The sequence below is a fragment of the Legionella pneumophila subsp. pneumophila str. Philadelphia 1 genome (assembly GCF_000008485.1).
In the GTDB taxonomy this organism is placed as follows: Bacteria; Pseudomonadota; Gammaproteobacteria; order Legionellales; family Legionellaceae; genus Legionella; species Legionella pneumophila.
Map to the genome: position 1 here is coordinate 1,446,123 of NC_002942.5, position 16,264 is coordinate 1,462,386.

Here is a 16,264-nt window from a genome sequence, read left to right on the forward strand (position 1 = left end):
ATCAATAGATTAACTGATTATTCAAACTCGGTGTTACCTTTACCATCGCCTGGATGCCGCGGACAAGCCGCGGCACGTAGGGTGGAGGAGTGAATTGTCAACAGGCCCTAGCAACTAGTTGGCTAATAACTTTTTCGCAGGACCGGTGTATCATCTTGTGGTTTAGATGATTCTAATTGATTTTTTGCATTTCTTTGCATTTCTTTGAAGAAAGATTCATAACCAGCGCAATCTTCTGACTGCACTAACCTGCCTTTACTGGCTTTAGCTAACTTCTCGCATTGGCTTATTACACTAGACAAATTCGTTGTAGCTACCTTTTGATAATAATTATCAATATCCAAGTTATTTATAACGTTTTCTACTACTTCACCAAACTCCTTTGCTCTGGGATCACCTGCTAAACCCGCATGATTATCCTCGCTTTGTTCGCCTAAATCATTTATGGATCGGATAAGTGTAGATTTATTCTTTGTATAAATAGGAGGGGTAGGATGAAAGAAACTAAAGCTTGTTGGGTTAACTGCCCTTTCGTGATCAATTGAAGTAAAAATTAGTTTATCTTGCTTATCTCTGACCACCATATTAGCAAGTTTTGTATCAGATTGTTTACCAAAAATATGATCAGTTATCAGTGTATCTCCTAATCCAATGACTTCTTTTTTCCTTAACTCGTCTATTCGTCCATTACGAACAAATTCCTCAACATCTTGAGTATGATCAAATTTTCGAGACAAGGTGTGGTATTGGAAGCCATTTTTTATTGGTGTTTGCATAATTAAACACTCAGGTTGATCTTCTCGAATTTTATGAAGGGCATTTGATACCATTAGTTCTTTTACTAAATCCCTACGAGAATGAGCTCCTTTTTTAACATAGATATTCCCAGTCTCTATATGCTGGACATAAGATGATGAGAGAGTTCCATGAATTGGCCTACCTATTTCTTTAAATTCGGATGAATTTTTAACAAGATCCTCGCAGTCTTTAATTTCTTCTTTAGATTTTATTTCGTGTTCTCTTTTTGTTTCATTCAGCAACACGTAAGATACGTATCCAGCCACAGCGGTAGCGGCGCCTCGTAATAATTTACTATACATTCGTTTATATCCTAAAATTGCAATCTGTATCACGCATTCGTGCATGACTGGGGCCTTTTGGAATAGCCATAGTAAGCTAGAGAGCCTAAGACTACAACCATCTAGCTTATTATATTGATCAGGGTAGATTTACTATTTATTTTTTCAAATCAAATTTTGACACAGTGTCTGCCGCCTCTTTCTGGATTTCCTTGAAATATTGCCGATAGGCGTTACAATTATTTTTACCTCCAAAAAACGTACTGTTTTGAGATAAAGAGCTGCATTTTTTATACACCGAATCTATATCGGCATTTGCAACTTTTTCATAAGCTGATTTAATTTTTTCTTGTTTTATTACTTTCGTGGCCACCTCTCCAAATTCTTTTGCTCGTTTATCACCAGCAAGACCCGAACGGTTATCATCACTAGGCTCGTATAGATCGGCAATACCGCTAACTAATTCATGAGCAGAAGTTGGATATCTCCTTTGTCCCGAATTAAATAAACTAAACGTGGGTAAATTAGCTCGCTCATGATCAATATTAGAAAAAACTAAGGTATCACCTTCATCTTTCACAAGCATATTCGCCAGTTTAGTATCTGACTGTTTGCCTAAAATATTATCCGCTATTAACGTATCTTCAAGACCAATCACCTTTTTCTCTAATAATTCATTTGTTCTTCCTGCTCGAACAAATTGCTCAACATCTTGTGTGTTTTCTTGTTTGCGAGATAAGATACTGACTGAACCATTATTAGTTTCTACTAGTTTACATTTTGGATGATTTGGATTGACCTTATTTAGAAAACTTGCCATCATAAATTCTTTTTCAGTTTCGGTTTGATTTTTTGTCTGTTTTTGAACGTACTCAAATCCTGTTTCTAGCTCTTTAACTATAGAAAGTTTATGTGATCCATGTTCTGGTGCTCCAGTAATTTCAAGTTCATCTTGAGCTTTAACAATATTATTAATTTCTTCTCTATTAATAATAGGAGACATCAGTTTAAAATATCGTGCAATGTAATCAATTTTTTGTTTCATAAGAACACCTCAAATTTTATATTTTATATTTAACCAATGATCAGTTGGCTTAATAAATAAACATTTTAAATTAAAAGAATTAAGGCTTTATTTGGAAGTTGTCGTATTTGTGCCAAAGACGTTAGACGAAGTTATTTTGGGCTTATTTAAGCCGCTAATGCATAGAATTGTTCAGAACGAATCATTCTTTTTGATAAAATATGTTGGTTTTTTCTCAACATATGATGCAGTGCAAGAAGCGGTTTCCCACTATTCTGATCGAGTAAGTCAGTCTTTGACAGCCATTTCCATATAAAGCGGAGCTTGTTGTCTTATCAGTTTTTTAGACAAGATATAATCTTGAAATGAGCACATATTTTTCAATTTCACTTCGAATAGCCTCAGAGAGGCTTGAGCCGTGTGCGGGGAAACTCGCATGCACGGTTCTTAGGAGAGTGGTGGCCGGTAACGGCCACTGCTTATCCGACCAACTCGCTGACAGATGATTGCTAATTTGAAAAATTACTTTTTGTGCTATTTTTATAAAATATTGTACAAAGAGAAATTAATATGAACAAAATACTGCTTTTTGTCTTTGGAAGTATAGGTTTGTCATTGAATATAGAGATTTCTGCTGCTAAAGGCATTGTGTGCAAAGACTACGATGGCAATCCAATGACAGTCAAACCAAAGACAATCACTATATTTAACAACTCTGAAGTTACGATTTATCCTGTTTTGGCAACCAGCAAAAATGCAGTAAATGAATGGATTCAAGGCTGTTTTCGTACCACAGAATCTTATCCAACAAACTATGTTTATAAACTGTATGTGAACGAGGGGACAGGAATAGTTCCAGGTTCCTCAGTAAAAATTACCTTGCCATTATATAGTCAATTAGCAAATGATCGTTACATCACTTGGTGGAATGGAGGGCGTATCGTTTTAGCTGATAAAAACGAAAGATTGAGAAATGAAAACGATCAGGCATTATCGACCCCTGAAGACGTTAGCTGTGATGGGACAAATACCGAGTGTAAATTAAGCGTATATTCTAGCGACGTTCAGTTTCCAGAAAATATATACGCGCAGTTATCAGAATATACTTTCGGCGACTCTATTATTCCACCCAAGCAGTCAACAAGAATATTAAAGCCAGAAAATGTAGGCTATAACATTTCCTACGTAGACCATGTTTATATGCCTGTTGCAATAGGGCCTAAAAATAATCCTTATATTGGATATAGCGGTTCAGTAATGTCCTTGCCTACATTTAGAAGCCATCTTAATTCGTTTCTAGAGACGAATTTAGGACATGGTTGGCCTGTTTATAATCTCAATGAATTAAAATTACCAGGAGGTTATAATGTTTTTGCACAAAGATCTGGCACATTACCTCCTGGGGACAATGTACCTGTCAAGCCAAATGATGGTTTTCCACCGGTATTAACAGTGTTAGCTTGTATTCAAGGGGATTGTACCGAGGAACAAAAGGCATCACTCCATTTTGGTGAGTCAGTTCAACGTATGCAGAATTTATGGGGTTCTTGTGTCAATTGGGATGAAGAAGACATCAGCAAATATATAACCCAAAAAGTGGACTGTCCACAAGACTTAAAAGGAAAGCTTAGTGCTGTACAGCAATTTTTTAAAAAAAACCATCAACAATATTTGCAGCTGTATGAACATGGGAAGTGCAATTTAACCCCCGGCATAGATCCTGTGCCATTTAATTACTGGGAAGCGATTAAGCACATATATGGTTGGGTTCCTTTTAACGAAGGGTGTGGTGCTGGCGCTAATCCATTGGCAGAGACAAATATCCCAGGATGGGATCATGCTGGGATTCAATCCATGTACATTCATGATTTACAGTATAACTACCAAAATAAACCAATACCTGAGTTATTATTCAATCCTTATGTCCAATTAATCCATGATAAAAATTATCTTTCCATGGATGCTTATGGGTTTTCTGTCGATGATGCTGTTGGCTTTATGAGTGAGCTAGGAGATGGATTGATTTTTACTGTTGGTGGGACTAAAGGTCTTGAAAATCAACAAGAGTTTAATTATGCCGATGGTTTTTCTGTGGCCATTGGTGTGCCATTATCTTTATTAGACCAAGTAAATACTCCTATGATTAAAAAGTATGGTGTATGTGTGTTCAATCAAGATGCCAATGACTTGAATTGCCAGGAAGTAAAGCAAAACGTTATTATGCCTACTAATAGCCAAATAGCGGGATTTAGAGTAGGTACGGTAGCTTCATATCCTATCAAGGTATTTTTCACTGATTTGAATGATAACCTGTATACCTTTGTCGTCAATACGAAGTTTGCCCCATGCTCTGCAGAAATGGATCCATCTCAATGTCCAACGAATAAGGCAGAAATTATCGATACAAAATCTTGTATTGTTACCAAGAGCAATGGAGAAAAGCATCCCAAGTCGAATAATTGGTGTCAAAATGCTAATCCAAACCAACAAAGAGAAAAGCAATTGACTAAGAATTTCATCAGTTTCCCACCGCCGGTAGATTATATGGAGTAGGTGCTGAATTATAATGCGACTTTAGAACTTTTTCTTAGGCTAATTACTTTGTTTAATTAAGCTGATAAATTAAATGATTAATATCTTGAAGATGTGGTGTGACTGTTTAAAAATTGCTAAAGTATGGGTAATTTAGTTTTGAGAGGTTACTCTTAAAATTTCTGCAAGTGACGTATCGCCACATAATACTCTTTTAAAACCATCTTCACGGATGCTTGGAGTGGTGGGTCGTAAATAATTTTCCATCGTTTGAATATTTTCATTACGATGAATCATTCCTCTCAGGGTTTCATCTACGATAATTAATTCATAAATTCCTGTTCTTCCCTTATAACCCAAGTGGTTGCAATAGTCGCATCCCTTGGGTTCAAAGACCTGAGATACATCAGCATCAGGTTTAAGGCCCATTAACTCCTTTTCTTCCTGTCTTAATTCATGGGGTGTTTTGCAATGAGAGCATAATTTCCTTACCAAACGTTGTGCAATGAGGCCGACTATACTGGATGACAATAAAAAAGACTCAACTCCCATATCATGCAGGCGAGTTAATGCTCCCAATGCGGTATTGGTATGAAGGGTTGATAGTACCAAATGCCCTGTTAAGCTGGCTTGAACAGCAATTTCAGCCGTTTCCAAATCACGGATTTCTCCTATCATGACAACATCCGGATCTTGACGTAATATAGCCCTTAATCCTTTGGCAAAAGTCATTTGAACTTTAGTATTAACCTGCGTTTGTCCTACACCAGGCAGGTCATATTCAATGGGATCTTCAATGGTTAAAATATTACGAGTCACCTGATTTAGTTCGGTGAGCATAGCATAGAGAGATGTTGTCTTGCCTGAACCTGTTGGGCCAGTGACTAAAATAATGCCATGAGGTTCAGCAATCATTTGTCGTACTGTTTTTAATGTATGTTCAGGCATACCCAAAAGATTTAAATCCAGTTGAGCAGCTTGTTTATCCAATATCCTTAAAACCACTCGCTCTCCATGGTTTGAGGGTAAAGTTGAGACCCTGACATCAATATTGTGTCCTCCTATACGCAATGAAATTCGACCATCTTGAGGAATTCTCTTTTCGGCGATATCCAATTTGGCCATCACCTTAACTCTGGAAATGACCAAAGGAGCGATAGCTCGTTGAATTTCAAGGACCTCTTGCAGAACACCATCAATTCGATTGCGCACCAATACTCTGTCTTCATAAGTTTCAATGTGTATATCAGATGCTTTTTGTTTAATCGCTTGGGTAAACAGAGCGTTTAGTAAGCGGATAATTGGGGCATCGTCTTGGTTTTCCAATAAGTCTTCACTGACTGGAAGTTGACTGGCCAACATGGATAAATCCATATCTTCTTCCATGCCTTCTGCGGCATCCAGTATTGAAGATTTAGATTGGTAAATATTGGCTAAATGTTGCTGAAAAGTGGATTCATCGACTTGTTTTAGATCAAGTTCGCATTGCAATAATCTTTTTATCTCAGCGAAAGCCTGCAGTGGTGTGTTAGGTAAATGATAGACAATAGCCAGATTTTCTTGTATTTCTCCCACAACAATTCCATTGCTTTTGGCAAAACTGTAAGGAATTTTAAGTGATTTTTCTTCATTTTCCATGATTTATTTGGTCATTTTTGATGAGTATTGGGGAGGAGTACTAAAAGGTACTGGTAGATTGCCTTGAGTTAATGGGGGCAACACTGTTTCATCATCTGTTTGTTCAAAAGCCTCTTGGGAGCGAATCCAATCCAGCTGATATTGACGGACATAATTGTATTTTTCGCCTGTGACATGCAAGTTATCTCTTTCGTTGCGTAATATGATAGGTTTAATAAATACCATGAGTACTCGCTTGTCTCTGTTACGAATATTACGTTGAAACAATCTGCCTATTCCAGGGATATCTCCTAAAATGGGTAATTTATTATTGTCATTTCCAATACTGTCCTGAATCAACCCCCCAAGTACTACAATATCACCACTTTCTACATGAACTGAAGTTACAATACTGCTTATATTAAAAGTGGGGGTTGTTGTGTTGTCTGTTGTAGCAGTTGCAGGATCCAAAGTATCATTCCCTTGATCAATCTGTAGTTGAATTCCTTGTCCGCGAGTAATTTGCGGCCTTACATAAAGGTGCAACGCAACGTTAACCCTGTCAAATGTTGTGAAAGGACTTGCTGTGGTAGTGCCTCCTGCATTATTGGGGTAGCTGGTTGTTGCTATTGAGACCTGTTTACCTATGAGTATTTTTGCTTGACGATTATCAAGGACTACTACGGAGGGAGTTGATAAAATATTTGCTCTTTGCTCTCTTGCCAAGGCATAAATTTGAGCCTGGAAATCGTCAATCCTGGTTTTACTGTTTATAATGGCAAAGCCTGGTCTGAAGTCCTTGGGATTGCCTGTTTGTTGATTTGATCCCCACTCTATTCCCAGATTGTTAACGTCCTTTTCATCCACTTCAGCAACGAGGGCCTCGATTAATAGTTGAGCAGGTTTTATATCTAGCTGAGAAATGACTGTTTTTAGAATACGAATAATTGAAGCAGGTGCATTAAGAATAATAGAGTTAGTGTTCGGTTCTCCTATTATCTGTACAGTAGGCTTGGTAGAGCCTTCATTTTGAGTACTTGCTGATGTCGTGTTTGCTGTCGCTCCTGAGGCATTCATAGGGGCAGAACTGGTCGAAGTGGAGCTTAATGAAGAGCTTTGCCCATCGGCAGAGGTATTGGCAAGACTGGAGGCAGGGTTGGTGCTGTCTAATGCGGGTCTTGTAATGGTTCCAATGGTTGTTCCTACATTTCCACTAAAATTGGCTTGGGCTATACCTGCCAGTATAGGGACTAAATCTTCAGCTCTTAAATAATTCAGGTAAACAACTTGTGTATTTGAATTGACTCCTGTTGAGCTGTCTTTATCCAGTTTCAATATGAGCATTCGCAAACGAATTCTATCCGTTTTGCTCCCACTGACTAAAATTGAGTTGGAACGGTCATCTGCAGCAATGGTAATTTGTGTTCTGCTGCCGATACCAGGTTGAGTTTTAACCAGGTCTTTTAAAGTGTTTGCAACATCCATAGCCAAAGCATGATGTAAACGAACCATGTCTATGCCGTTTGCACTTGAGCTATCTACTTGTTTGATAATTTCCGCAAGGCTTTTAATATTGTTTGCTCGACCAGACAGAATCAACATATTAGAAGGAGCATAGGCAGATACGCTGCTCCATTGGGGCATTAGTGGCCTTAGAACAGGTACCAGTTGTTCAGAAGGAACATAATGAACCGGTATTACGGCGACCATCATATCGTCACCTCGTGGAGGACTCTTCATTCCACTGAGTAAATCAGGTGACTGTGTTTTTGCATCAATATTGGGAATAATTTTGATAATTTCTCCATTAGGTATTGCGGCATAACCTGATACCTGCAGTACTGAGAGAAAGACTTGATATAGCTCGCGGCTGGATAACGGCGTTGATGAAACAATCGATACTTTTCCTTGTACTCTGGGATCAATAACAAAATTTTTACCTGTAATTCGAGAGACTTCTGCGATTACGGCTCTAATATCAGCGTTACGTAAATTCCATAATTTACTGCCTGGAGGAGCCGTTTGCGCTTGTTCCATATTTTTAGGCAGTTGGCTTACCTCAAGTGAAGAGGTTTGATTTTTGCTAATTTTATTAAACTGTTTTTCTGTTTTTTGAGATAACTTTTCTTTGAGTGCTCTTGCAGTTTGGTAATCATCAATTGGACCAATCTGCACAAGGTAAAGATGTTTGTCAGCCAGGTTTTTAATTTCAACTTTTTGATCGACTAATTTGGCAAGTTCATTTTGGCGTATTTTAGCGTCTTTTTCGAGATTATAGGCACCAGCTTGAAGATAAAAAAATGTATTGCCATCTTTGGTTACGGTTGAAATATTGACATCATTAGCACGTACTAATGAACAACAAACGAAGGCTAAAAGTATAATTACTATCGAGCGCATTTAAAAACCGTAAAATAATGGATAATGACATAATAACTAAATTTGACTGCTTACCATAGCTTTTTTAATAACTTAGAGCAGGAAATTTAAGTGGTTTTTACTGCTATGGTTTCACTCGTGTCATTTATGCGTTTTAATATACAGTCAGCAATTTTTTAGCCGGAAGGAATATATGGATAATGCGATAATAAAATGGGGAATTTTAGGTACAAGTTTTATCTCTGAAGTGATGGCTAATGCAATTCAGGAATCAAAAACCAGTGAGCTTGTTGCTATTGGGAGTCGAACAAGCAAGATAGCCAAACGATTTTCTGAAAAATTCGCTATTCCAAAATTTTATGACAATTATCAATCATTAATTCTCGATAGTGATATAGATGTGGTTTATATAGGGTTACCTAATCATCTGCATAAAGAATGGATTATTCGTTGTGCGCAGGCAGGAAAAAATATTTTGTGTGAAAAACCTTTTGTTGTTGGTATAGAAGAAATCCATGAGGTTATTTCAGTAATTGAGAGAACAAATGTTTTTTGTATGGAAGCTCTAATGTACCGATATCATCCCTTTATAAAAAAATTACAAGAGATCATTCAAAGCAACACAATAGGTAAGATAAAGTTATATAATGCGACATATACAGCAAACATTGCAGAAATAGCCAATCCTGTTGCGGGAGGAAGTATACGTAATCTCGGATGTTACCCAATTTCCTTAGTGAGGCTGCTTGCTAACGCAGAGCCAATCGAAATCCGTGGTATTGGAAGAATGAATTCCAGGAATAACACGGATAGTCAAGCCAGCGTTCTTTTAAAATTTGAAGACGATTCAATTGCAGCAGTTTCCACTGCCGATGATATTGAAATGCATTGGCAATTCGAGGTTTATGGAACAAAAGGCCATTTAAAAGTAGAAACGAATCCCTGGTTGCCTGGCTCTGAGGGTAACAAAATTTATATCTCTCTCAATACTCAATCAACACCCAGAGAAATAAGCGTGAAAGCAGAAAAGTCACTTTATACCTATCAAATAGATTTTATCAATGAGCAAGTATTGAAAGGGGATTCCAGACAATTTAGCAAGACGTCTTTATTAGATAGCATGGGAAATACAATCGTTCTGGAAACCTGGCTAAAACAAATACTCTCTTCAAAACCAAGCCTTGAATTATCCAGATTAAAAGACAGGCTGCCTCATGCATAAGCAAAAAGGTTCTGGTGATACTAGTCAAATTTTCCGAGAAGAGAGTAATCTGTTTTTCCTTCGCGCCAGATACCATCCCAATTGACAGGTGGATTAACTGCTAATACCTTGCAGCGTTCGATGTAAACGGAAGCTAATTGATCGTCAGAGTAGGCTGGAGTAAGTTTTGCAAACGCGCTTATACTTTCTTTCCAGGAACCTTTTTGATAGAGAGAAAATGCTTTTTGAAATTCCTTTTTATGTCGCTCAAGATTTTCAAGATTTTGGGCTGTAATCAGTTCATATATCTCAATACTTTCACGCTTACCCCTTACAGCCACTTCATCTAACAAACGGAAAGGAAATTTTTCAGATACTTGAGTGTAAGTGGCGTGACTGACAATGATTTGAGTATGATAATTTTTATTAATTGATTCCAGGCGACTTGCCAGATTGACTGAGTCGCCCAAGGCTGTATAACTTAGCCTATCCTCTGAACCAACATTACCCACAACAGCATCTCCGGTGTGAATGCCAATTCTGATTTTAAATTCGGGAAATCCAAGATGTTTATTCTTTTGATTTAACAGGCTAAGGCGATCAATCATGATTTTGGCAGCCAGGCATGCATGCAATGAATGATTGGTATCTTTTGAAGGTGCATTCCATAATGCCATGATAGCATCGCCAATGTATTTATCCAAAGTCCCTTCATGTTGTATTACTATCTCGGTCATGGACTGGAAATAATCGGATAAATAGGTCATTAATTTTTGTGGTGAGGTGGATTCTGAAATACTTGTAAAATCTTTTATATCTGAAAATAAAATAGTAATTGTTTGGCTTTGCCCTCCAACTTGAGCAATCTTTCCGCTACGCATTAATTTTTTTACCAAAGATCCGGGAACATAGCGTTGGAATGAAGCTAAGCTTGATCTCAGAGATGATAGTGTTTTATCCATATAACTGACTTCTTTAATCCTGGTCTTCAGAAGTGGCCTGGGTTTGAGGTTAAGCATGGTAATTTCTTTAGCTTCTTCAGTCAGTTGAATAATAGGATTTGATATTCTTTGTGAAACGATACGAACTAATAATGTCCCAATCAGCAAGACCAGTATAGTTAACAAAATATAGCGCATGCTTAAGTCTTTCAGTGGTTCTATCACATCTGTTTCAGGAACAATAATAATAATATGCCATAGTGCTTTTTCATTTGTACTGGATATAGGTTGGTATGCTAAATAATATTTTTGATTATCATGAGTATACGATTTGATGATGGGTTCAAAATCATTGAAATCGAGTTTCTTAAGTGGAATATTCAGCTTTTTTATCCATTCCGGGGTTAATTTCTTTCCACGGATGTCTTTTTTATTTTGAGGGGTTCTGAAAGCAATGATATTGGACTCATTATTAATCACATAAATCATAGTGTTTTTAGTTAATTCCAGTTCTCGGATAAAATGTTGTAAACCATCAATAGTCAGGTCAAGAGCAATCACTCCTTTTATTTGCTTATTTTTATTATATATTGGTGAAGCCCCGGTAATTCCAGGGATAAGGAAGTCACTTTTATCAAATACATAAAATGTATATACGTTTGTCCATATCGGTTTCCCTGCTTTTATAGCTTGTTGATACCACGGGCGAACTCTGGGATCATAATGGCGTGTCAGCAATTTTTTTCCAATTATTTCTCCTTGTTCGTTTAATTGATAACGAACGTTGACTGGAGGTGATACGGAATTAATCACATGGGTTAACCCAATTATTCCCTTTTGCTCTCTATCTACTCCTATAAAATCACCAGTTGTTGAACCATAGTAAACCATAAATATTTCAGGATTATATCGAATTGATTCAAAAAGAAATTTATCAAATTGTTTTGAATCATCAGGGTTAATGATGCCATTATTTATGGCATTTGTTATTTTAATTAAATCTTGATTTAAAGGATTTAAATAGATCTCAAACCTCTCTTTGACGAGTAATGATGTTTGCTCAATTGAATCTTTAGCGCTACTGTTAAGAACACTATTGAAAGCAATATAATTAATACCAATAATAGTGAACCCTACCAGGCTTAACAAAAGCACAAATAAGGTAATGATGCTGACACGTATACTGATTTTAAAATTACTATCCATATTTTTTCCTTCTAATTGAAGGAAGTACACAGGTTCTAAGCGAAATGCGATTAAGAACTTATTTTAAATAAGCATAGTCTTCTTTAGGCAGAAATACACGCAAACTTTATATTTTCTTACCAGGATCAAAGATCATGGTTTTTTCAGCAGGGCTCCATTCGTTGAAGTTTTAGAAGGGCAAGAAAACTCAAAATACTTACCAAACTTAATAAGAACATAAAAGTTTCTACTTGCTGAATTCCTATCATGCTGGTAATAAAACTAAAGAAAGCGGAGCAGTTAAATTGACAAAATAAAGTGATAGCTAATGCAAGAGCCATTTGCTGAGGAAAAGGGCGAACAGCTGATGCTGTTGCTGATGCAACAATGAAACCTGTACCAAAATAATAAATCACCATAGGCACTATAAAAGTCAAATATATATTTTCAGCAGAAAAGACAAATAACCACATCAAGAATGCTGCGAAAATAAAGAAACGTACTCCTAATTTTGTTAATTGGATACTATGATAATATTTTGCTATTAAGCCACAACAAGCGGTACCTAATAAATGCATAATTGCCATAGTAGTCTTGATTGTACCATACTGAGCGCTGGTAAAATTTTCTCCTTTAATAAGAATAAAAGAGGCGCTGGTATTAAACGCCGATTCTCCAGCCATCATCAAGGCAGAAATAAGGAGGTAAGAAACAAAAAGGGGATGGTTGAAGACCACCATAATACTATGACCTAGGCGAGGGAATTTTACATAATGGGGTTTGGTTTCTTTTAAACCTCGACATAAAGGTAATAAAAGCAGGCCATAGGCAGCAATGATAAGAGAGGCGATTTGCCAATTCCAATAACTGTTTATCAAACCTCCAAAAAATGGAAGAAAGCAAATAAACAGCCCAGCCAGAGTAAATAACCACGCAAAGTATTTTGTGGCATTTTGTTCATTATGGGTATCGTTAATCATTGCTCTACCCATTAGAAGGGTAGCGCCTACGCTAATTCCCTGGAGAAATCGGCATACTAAAAAGGGAAGGATGGAGTGGTTTAGAGCAATCAGAAAATTGCTCAGAATAAATAACAACAGTCCTCCAATGAAGATTGGTTTTCTTCCATAACGTTCGGAAAGAAGACCCCATAAAATCATACTGAGGGCTTTTCCCAAAAGAAAAAGACTGATAGTTAGTTGAACTGTATTGGGAGTTACCGAGAAGTAATCAACTAATGATGGCAAGGCTGGAGTAAGGAAATGTATATCCATGTTTCCAAGAAACCAGGTTAATAACACTATAAGAAGAGCATTTTTTTTCATGATTTCACGTTAAAATAAGAATTGGAAAAATCTGTCATCTGCCTGACATTTAGCCGATCATACCCGTAAACAAAAATCGCGAATAAACTATAAATTCCGGCAATTATCATAAAAATTGCAGGATATGGTAGATAAAATGCAAAAAGACCACCCAATAACAATCCAATTAGATTTCCCAGTTTTGCAAATGAATTGGCTAATCCCAAGGCATAACCTGGTAACAAATTACGATCACTGCACAAAGCAAATAACGCAGGCAATAAGGCTGCAAGTACGATCCCCCACAAAATACGTATAAGAGCAAACAGATAGAAATTATCTACATTGGCTTGAATGATCATGAGGATGGCTCCGAATACACTATAGCGTATTAAATATTGGTTAACCAAAGAAGGTTGACTTCGACAGTAGTCAAACTGTTTGCCACACCATACTGAACTACATAGCATCCCCATTGCCGGTAAAGAATAAAGAAATCCAATTAGTACCAGATTATTTGAACAATACTTATTGAGATACAGGGTAAACCCTGGATCAGGTAAAAACTTGGCAATTTGGGTTAGCATGATTAATACGCAAAGAAAGAAGAAAACACTTTTTGATGTGTAAGAATGATTTAATGTTTGTGATCTTTTCTTTATCTGTTGCTTTGGTGGGGAGGGTAATTTGTAGTGCATCACTACAGTAGTGCCCAGGCATATCAATGTTGCCAAACCAAATAATCCTTGATAGTTAGTGAAGCTTAAAGCTAATCCTCCGAGAAATCCGGCTGTAGAAGTGGCAATTGCCTTGGAGGATTGCAAGCGAGATAACTGTGTGCTTTTGCTTTGCCATTCAGTAATGCTTAGGGCATAGGTTTGCATTGCAACAAGAAAACCTGCAAAAGCTCCTTGCAGTAATCGGATGATTAAAATCCAGAATACAGAATTAACAAAAATCATACTGGCCTGGGTCAACACCAAGGCCCAGGATGCTCTCATTAACATGGGTTTATAGCCATATCGATCAGCTGCCAAGCCCCAGATTGGGGTTAATAGAATGTTAGCCAGCATCGGTAGAACTAGACTCAGCGTGTTATAAATCACTACCGATGGTACTGGTGTGTTGCTTTGGTGCGCGATCAATAGTGGCAGAAAAGGATTCGTCATTTCCAAGGCCAATATCATCAAAAACTGACCTGAGAGCATCATTTTTTGAACTAGTTTATTCATTATCTTGGCTCAATGGGTTGTCAAGACTAAAAAATACCAGGTTATCCTGATTTTGATTGAGTCTCATGCTCAGCAAACTTTTATGTTGCCAGGGAAGAGAGAATAAATGTTGTTGGAATTTTTGGTATATCAATGGATTAATTTCCTTTTTGAAATTTTGTAATAATTGATTTGCAATTTGTTTTAGCAGGATCCAAAGGTTTTTTTTAGTCAAGTTATAGTTATCATGTAAACAATTAATGCAAAAAGTTAAGTTACTCAGTAAATTTCCATAAATGAAGGTATTAAAGAGATCACTCAATTCGTGGCATGAAATGGTAGAGTCTGGATGAAGATTAGGTTTGGGTGTTGTCTCATATAGCGAATTAAAACAGACCCTGATGCCGCCAAGATCTCGAATAACTAATCCAACAGGCCGATGAGACTGAAAAATGACTAAAGTGTTTTGTTGTTGGGCTTCCAACGCAACGCCATAGCTTAATAATAAATGAAGCTGGCATTCGAGAATACATCGACTGTATTCAATAAAATATAGTTCAGGCTCCATGCCACTTGCTTCAATAATTTCAACGAATAAAGCACGTTGACTGACTGGAGAAATAGCATAGAGTGCTGCTACAGGTACTAATGTTTGTGACGCATCGATCAATTCCAGTGGATTTTCACGTACTATCATAGCCAAATGCTTTTTATTTTGTGGGGAAATGGATGGGTGTGTGGTGTTAATCCCCGCTAAATCCCTGGCTAGAAATAGTGGCTTTTCAAAACTTTGATACTGAGTCAGTAATTGCCTAAGCCAACTGGAAAGAGGAGACGAATTGCTTACTGAGGCAGGAGATACAGTGCGTAAAGCAGAAGTAGTATGGATTGCTGTAGCTAATTTTAAGTGTGGACCTTTGTTATCTAAAGGCATCATCGTTCGGAATGACATGGATGGTTTGGTTTTTTGAACAGCCTCTGTTATTAATAATTGCTTTGAATTGATTAATACAGAGGCCAGTGTTTGTAATTTGTTATTCCATTGCCAGGGATGAACTGGAAGAGGCAAATACTGATCAGGATCTAATTGTTGTTTTTGGACAGAATAATTCCACAATTGATATTCTTTAGCAAAATGTTGGGCAAACAACAAAGAATAGCTAGTCGCATCAATTGAAGTAAACGCTACGGAGCGATGAATTGCCAGCCAGGGAATATCTACCTGCGCGTTAAACTCAGGGGAGTATCGAATCACTTCTTCAGGAATAAACCCCATTTTTGCGCGGAAATTAGGATGATACGGGTGCCCTATGCAACCCCATTGCTCTAAAAAAGTCAGAATTTGTTGTTTATTATGTTGCTCTGATAACCATGACCATAAACTGGAGTGGTTTTTCGCCTGTTGCTTCAGCGATTGTTGCCAGCAATGATAATAAGCGAGGGCTAACGCCTGATTGTTGATGCTTTCATCGAGTTCCTTTTTTAGAAGAGGCCATCGATCAAATGTTTTTTCCGGTTTTTGCTTTTTCTGTTGATGATAAAGTAAATCAAGATAATCATGTATATGAAGGCTGGTTATTTCCTTGTCTATTAATCCTTCACGAAGTGCTGCATGTTGCAATCGATCTAAACATTGCTGGTGCGCAATCGATATGAAATGTTCCATTTCTGATTGTGAAACAAGAAGATCTTTTTCAAGTAATAAACTATGTAATGAGTTATTTATTTTATAAGAATTATTTAAAACTGCTGCCATGATTATTTCCGTGAATAAGTAAGAAACGACAACAC

Annotated in this window: 10 protein-coding genes; 2 read left to right on the top strand and 8 right to left on the bottom strand. The window is 37.1% G+C overall.

What is annotated here, in order from left to right:
• Positions 1 to 122: 122 nt before the first annotated feature.
• Positions 123 to 1,145, bottom strand: a complete 1,023-nt coding sequence (ravT, locus tag LPG_RS06590; protein WP_010947047.1) for a Dot/Icm T4SS effector RavT — start codon at positions 1,143 to 1,145, stop codon at positions 123 to 125.
• A gap of 91 nt (positions 1,146 to 1,236) precedes the next feature.
• Positions 1,237 to 2,124: a Dot/Icm T4SS effector RavW gene (gene ravW / locus LPG_RS06595; RefSeq protein ID WP_010947048.1), complete on the bottom strand. Its 888-nt coding sequence runs from the start codon at positions 2,122 to 2,124 to the stop codon at positions 1,237 to 1,239.
• A gap of 549 nt (positions 2,125 to 2,673) precedes the next feature.
• On the opposite strand from ravW, the gene LPG_RS06600 reads away from it, so the two are divergent.
• Positions 2,674 to 4,656, top strand: coding sequence for a hypothetical protein (locus LPG_RS06600; RefSeq protein WP_010947049.1), 1,983 nt, complete (start codon positions 2,674 to 2,676; stop codon positions 4,654 to 4,656).
• Positions 4,657 to 4,788: 132 nt separating this feature from the next.
• On the opposite strand, the gene lspE is transcribed toward LPG_RS06600, so the two are convergent.
• Entirely contained in the window at positions 4,789 to 6,273 is a 1,485-nt protein-coding gene (gene lspE / locus LPG_RS06605) for a GspE family T2SS ATPase variant LspE (RefSeq protein WP_010947050.1), read from the bottom strand.
• Between the two features lie 3 nt (positions 6,274 to 6,276).
• Positions 6,277 to 8,652 carry a GspD family T2SS secretin variant LspD gene (lspD, locus tag LPG_RS06610; protein WP_010947051.1) on the bottom strand — a complete coding sequence of 792 codons (2,376 nt, stop codon included), beginning with the start codon at positions 8,650 to 8,652 and terminating at the stop codon, positions 6,277 to 6,279.
• A gap of 172 nt (positions 8,653 to 8,824) precedes the next feature.
• On the opposite strand from lspD, the gene LPG_RS06615 reads away from it, so the two are divergent.
• Entirely contained in the window at positions 8,825 to 9,853 is a 1,029-nt protein-coding gene (locus tag LPG_RS06615) for a Gfo/Idh/MocA family protein (protein ID WP_015444554.1), read from the top strand.
• 20 nt (positions 9,854 to 9,873) lie between these two features.
• On the opposite strand, the gene LPG_RS06620 is transcribed toward LPG_RS06615, so the two are convergent.
• The 4 genes from LPG_RS06620 to lbtA all read right to left on the bottom strand — a co-directional run bounded on the left by LPG_RS06620 (position 9,874) and on the right by lbtA (position 16,229).
• Positions 9,874 to 11,979, bottom strand: coding sequence for an adenylate/guanylate cyclase domain-containing protein (locus tag LPG_RS06620; protein ID WP_015444553.1), 2,106 nt, complete (start codon positions 11,977 to 11,979; stop codon positions 9,874 to 9,876).
• Between the two features lie 143 nt (positions 11,980 to 12,122).
• Positions 12,123 to 13,283: a legiobactin import MFS transporter LbtC gene (lbtC, locus tag LPG_RS06625; protein ID WP_010947054.1), complete on the bottom strand. Its 1,161-nt coding sequence runs from the start codon at positions 13,281 to 13,283 to the stop codon at positions 12,123 to 12,125.
• Positions 13,280 to 14,494, bottom strand: a complete 1,215-nt coding sequence (gene lbtB / locus LPG_RS06630) for a legiobactin export MFS transporter LbtB (protein WP_010947055.1) — start codon at positions 14,492 to 14,494, stop codon at positions 13,280 to 13,282. The genes lbtC and lbtB overlap by 4 nt, the downstream gene beginning before the upstream one ends.
• Entirely contained in the window at positions 14,487 to 16,229 is a 1,743-nt protein-coding gene (gene lbtA, locus LPG_RS06635; RefSeq protein ID WP_015444551.1) for a siderophore legiobactin biosynthesis protein LbtA, read from the bottom strand. Before lbtA ends, lbtB begins: the two co-directional genes overlap by 8 nt.
• Positions 16,230 to 16,264: the final 35 nt, after the last annotated feature.

What these genes read in the sequence shown, in the direction of transcription:
- ravT (WP_010947047.1), bottom strand. Translation starts at nt 1,145, where the DNA reads ATGCACGAATGCGTGATACAGATTGCAATTTTAGGATATAAACGAATG.
- ravW (WP_010947048.1), bottom strand. Translation starts at nt 2,124, where the DNA reads ATGAAACAAAAAATTGATTACATTGCACGATATTTTAAACTGATGTCT.
- LPG_RS06600 (WP_010947049.1), top strand. Translation starts at nt 2,674, where the DNA reads ATGAACAAAATACTGCTTTTTGTCTTTGGAAGTATAGGTTTGTCATTG.
- lspE (WP_010947050.1), bottom strand. Translation starts at nt 6,273, where the DNA reads ATGGAAAATGAAGAAAAATCACTTAAAATTCCTTACAGTTTTGCCAAA.
- lspD (WP_010947051.1), bottom strand. Translation starts at nt 8,652, where the DNA reads ATGCGCTCGATAGTAATTATACTTTTAGCCTTCGTTTGTTGTTCATTA.
- LPG_RS06615 (WP_015444554.1), top strand. Translation starts at nt 8,825, where the DNA reads ATGGATAATGCGATAATAAAATGGGGAATTTTAGGTACAAGTTTTATC.
- LPG_RS06620 (WP_015444553.1), bottom strand. Translation starts at nt 11,979, where the DNA reads ATGGATAGTAATTTTAAAATCAGTATACGTGTCAGCATCATTACCTTA.
- lbtC (WP_010947054.1), bottom strand. Translation starts at nt 13,283, where the DNA reads ATGAAAAAAAATGCTCTTCTTATAGTGTTATTAACCTGGTTTCTTGGA.
- lbtB (WP_010947055.1), bottom strand. Translation starts at nt 14,494, where the DNA reads ATGAATAAACTAGTTCAAAAAATGATGCTCTCAGGTCAGTTTTTGATG.
- lbtA (WP_015444551.1), bottom strand. Translation starts at nt 16,229, where the DNA reads ATGGCAGCAGTTTTAAATAATTCTTATAAAATAAATAACTCATTACAT.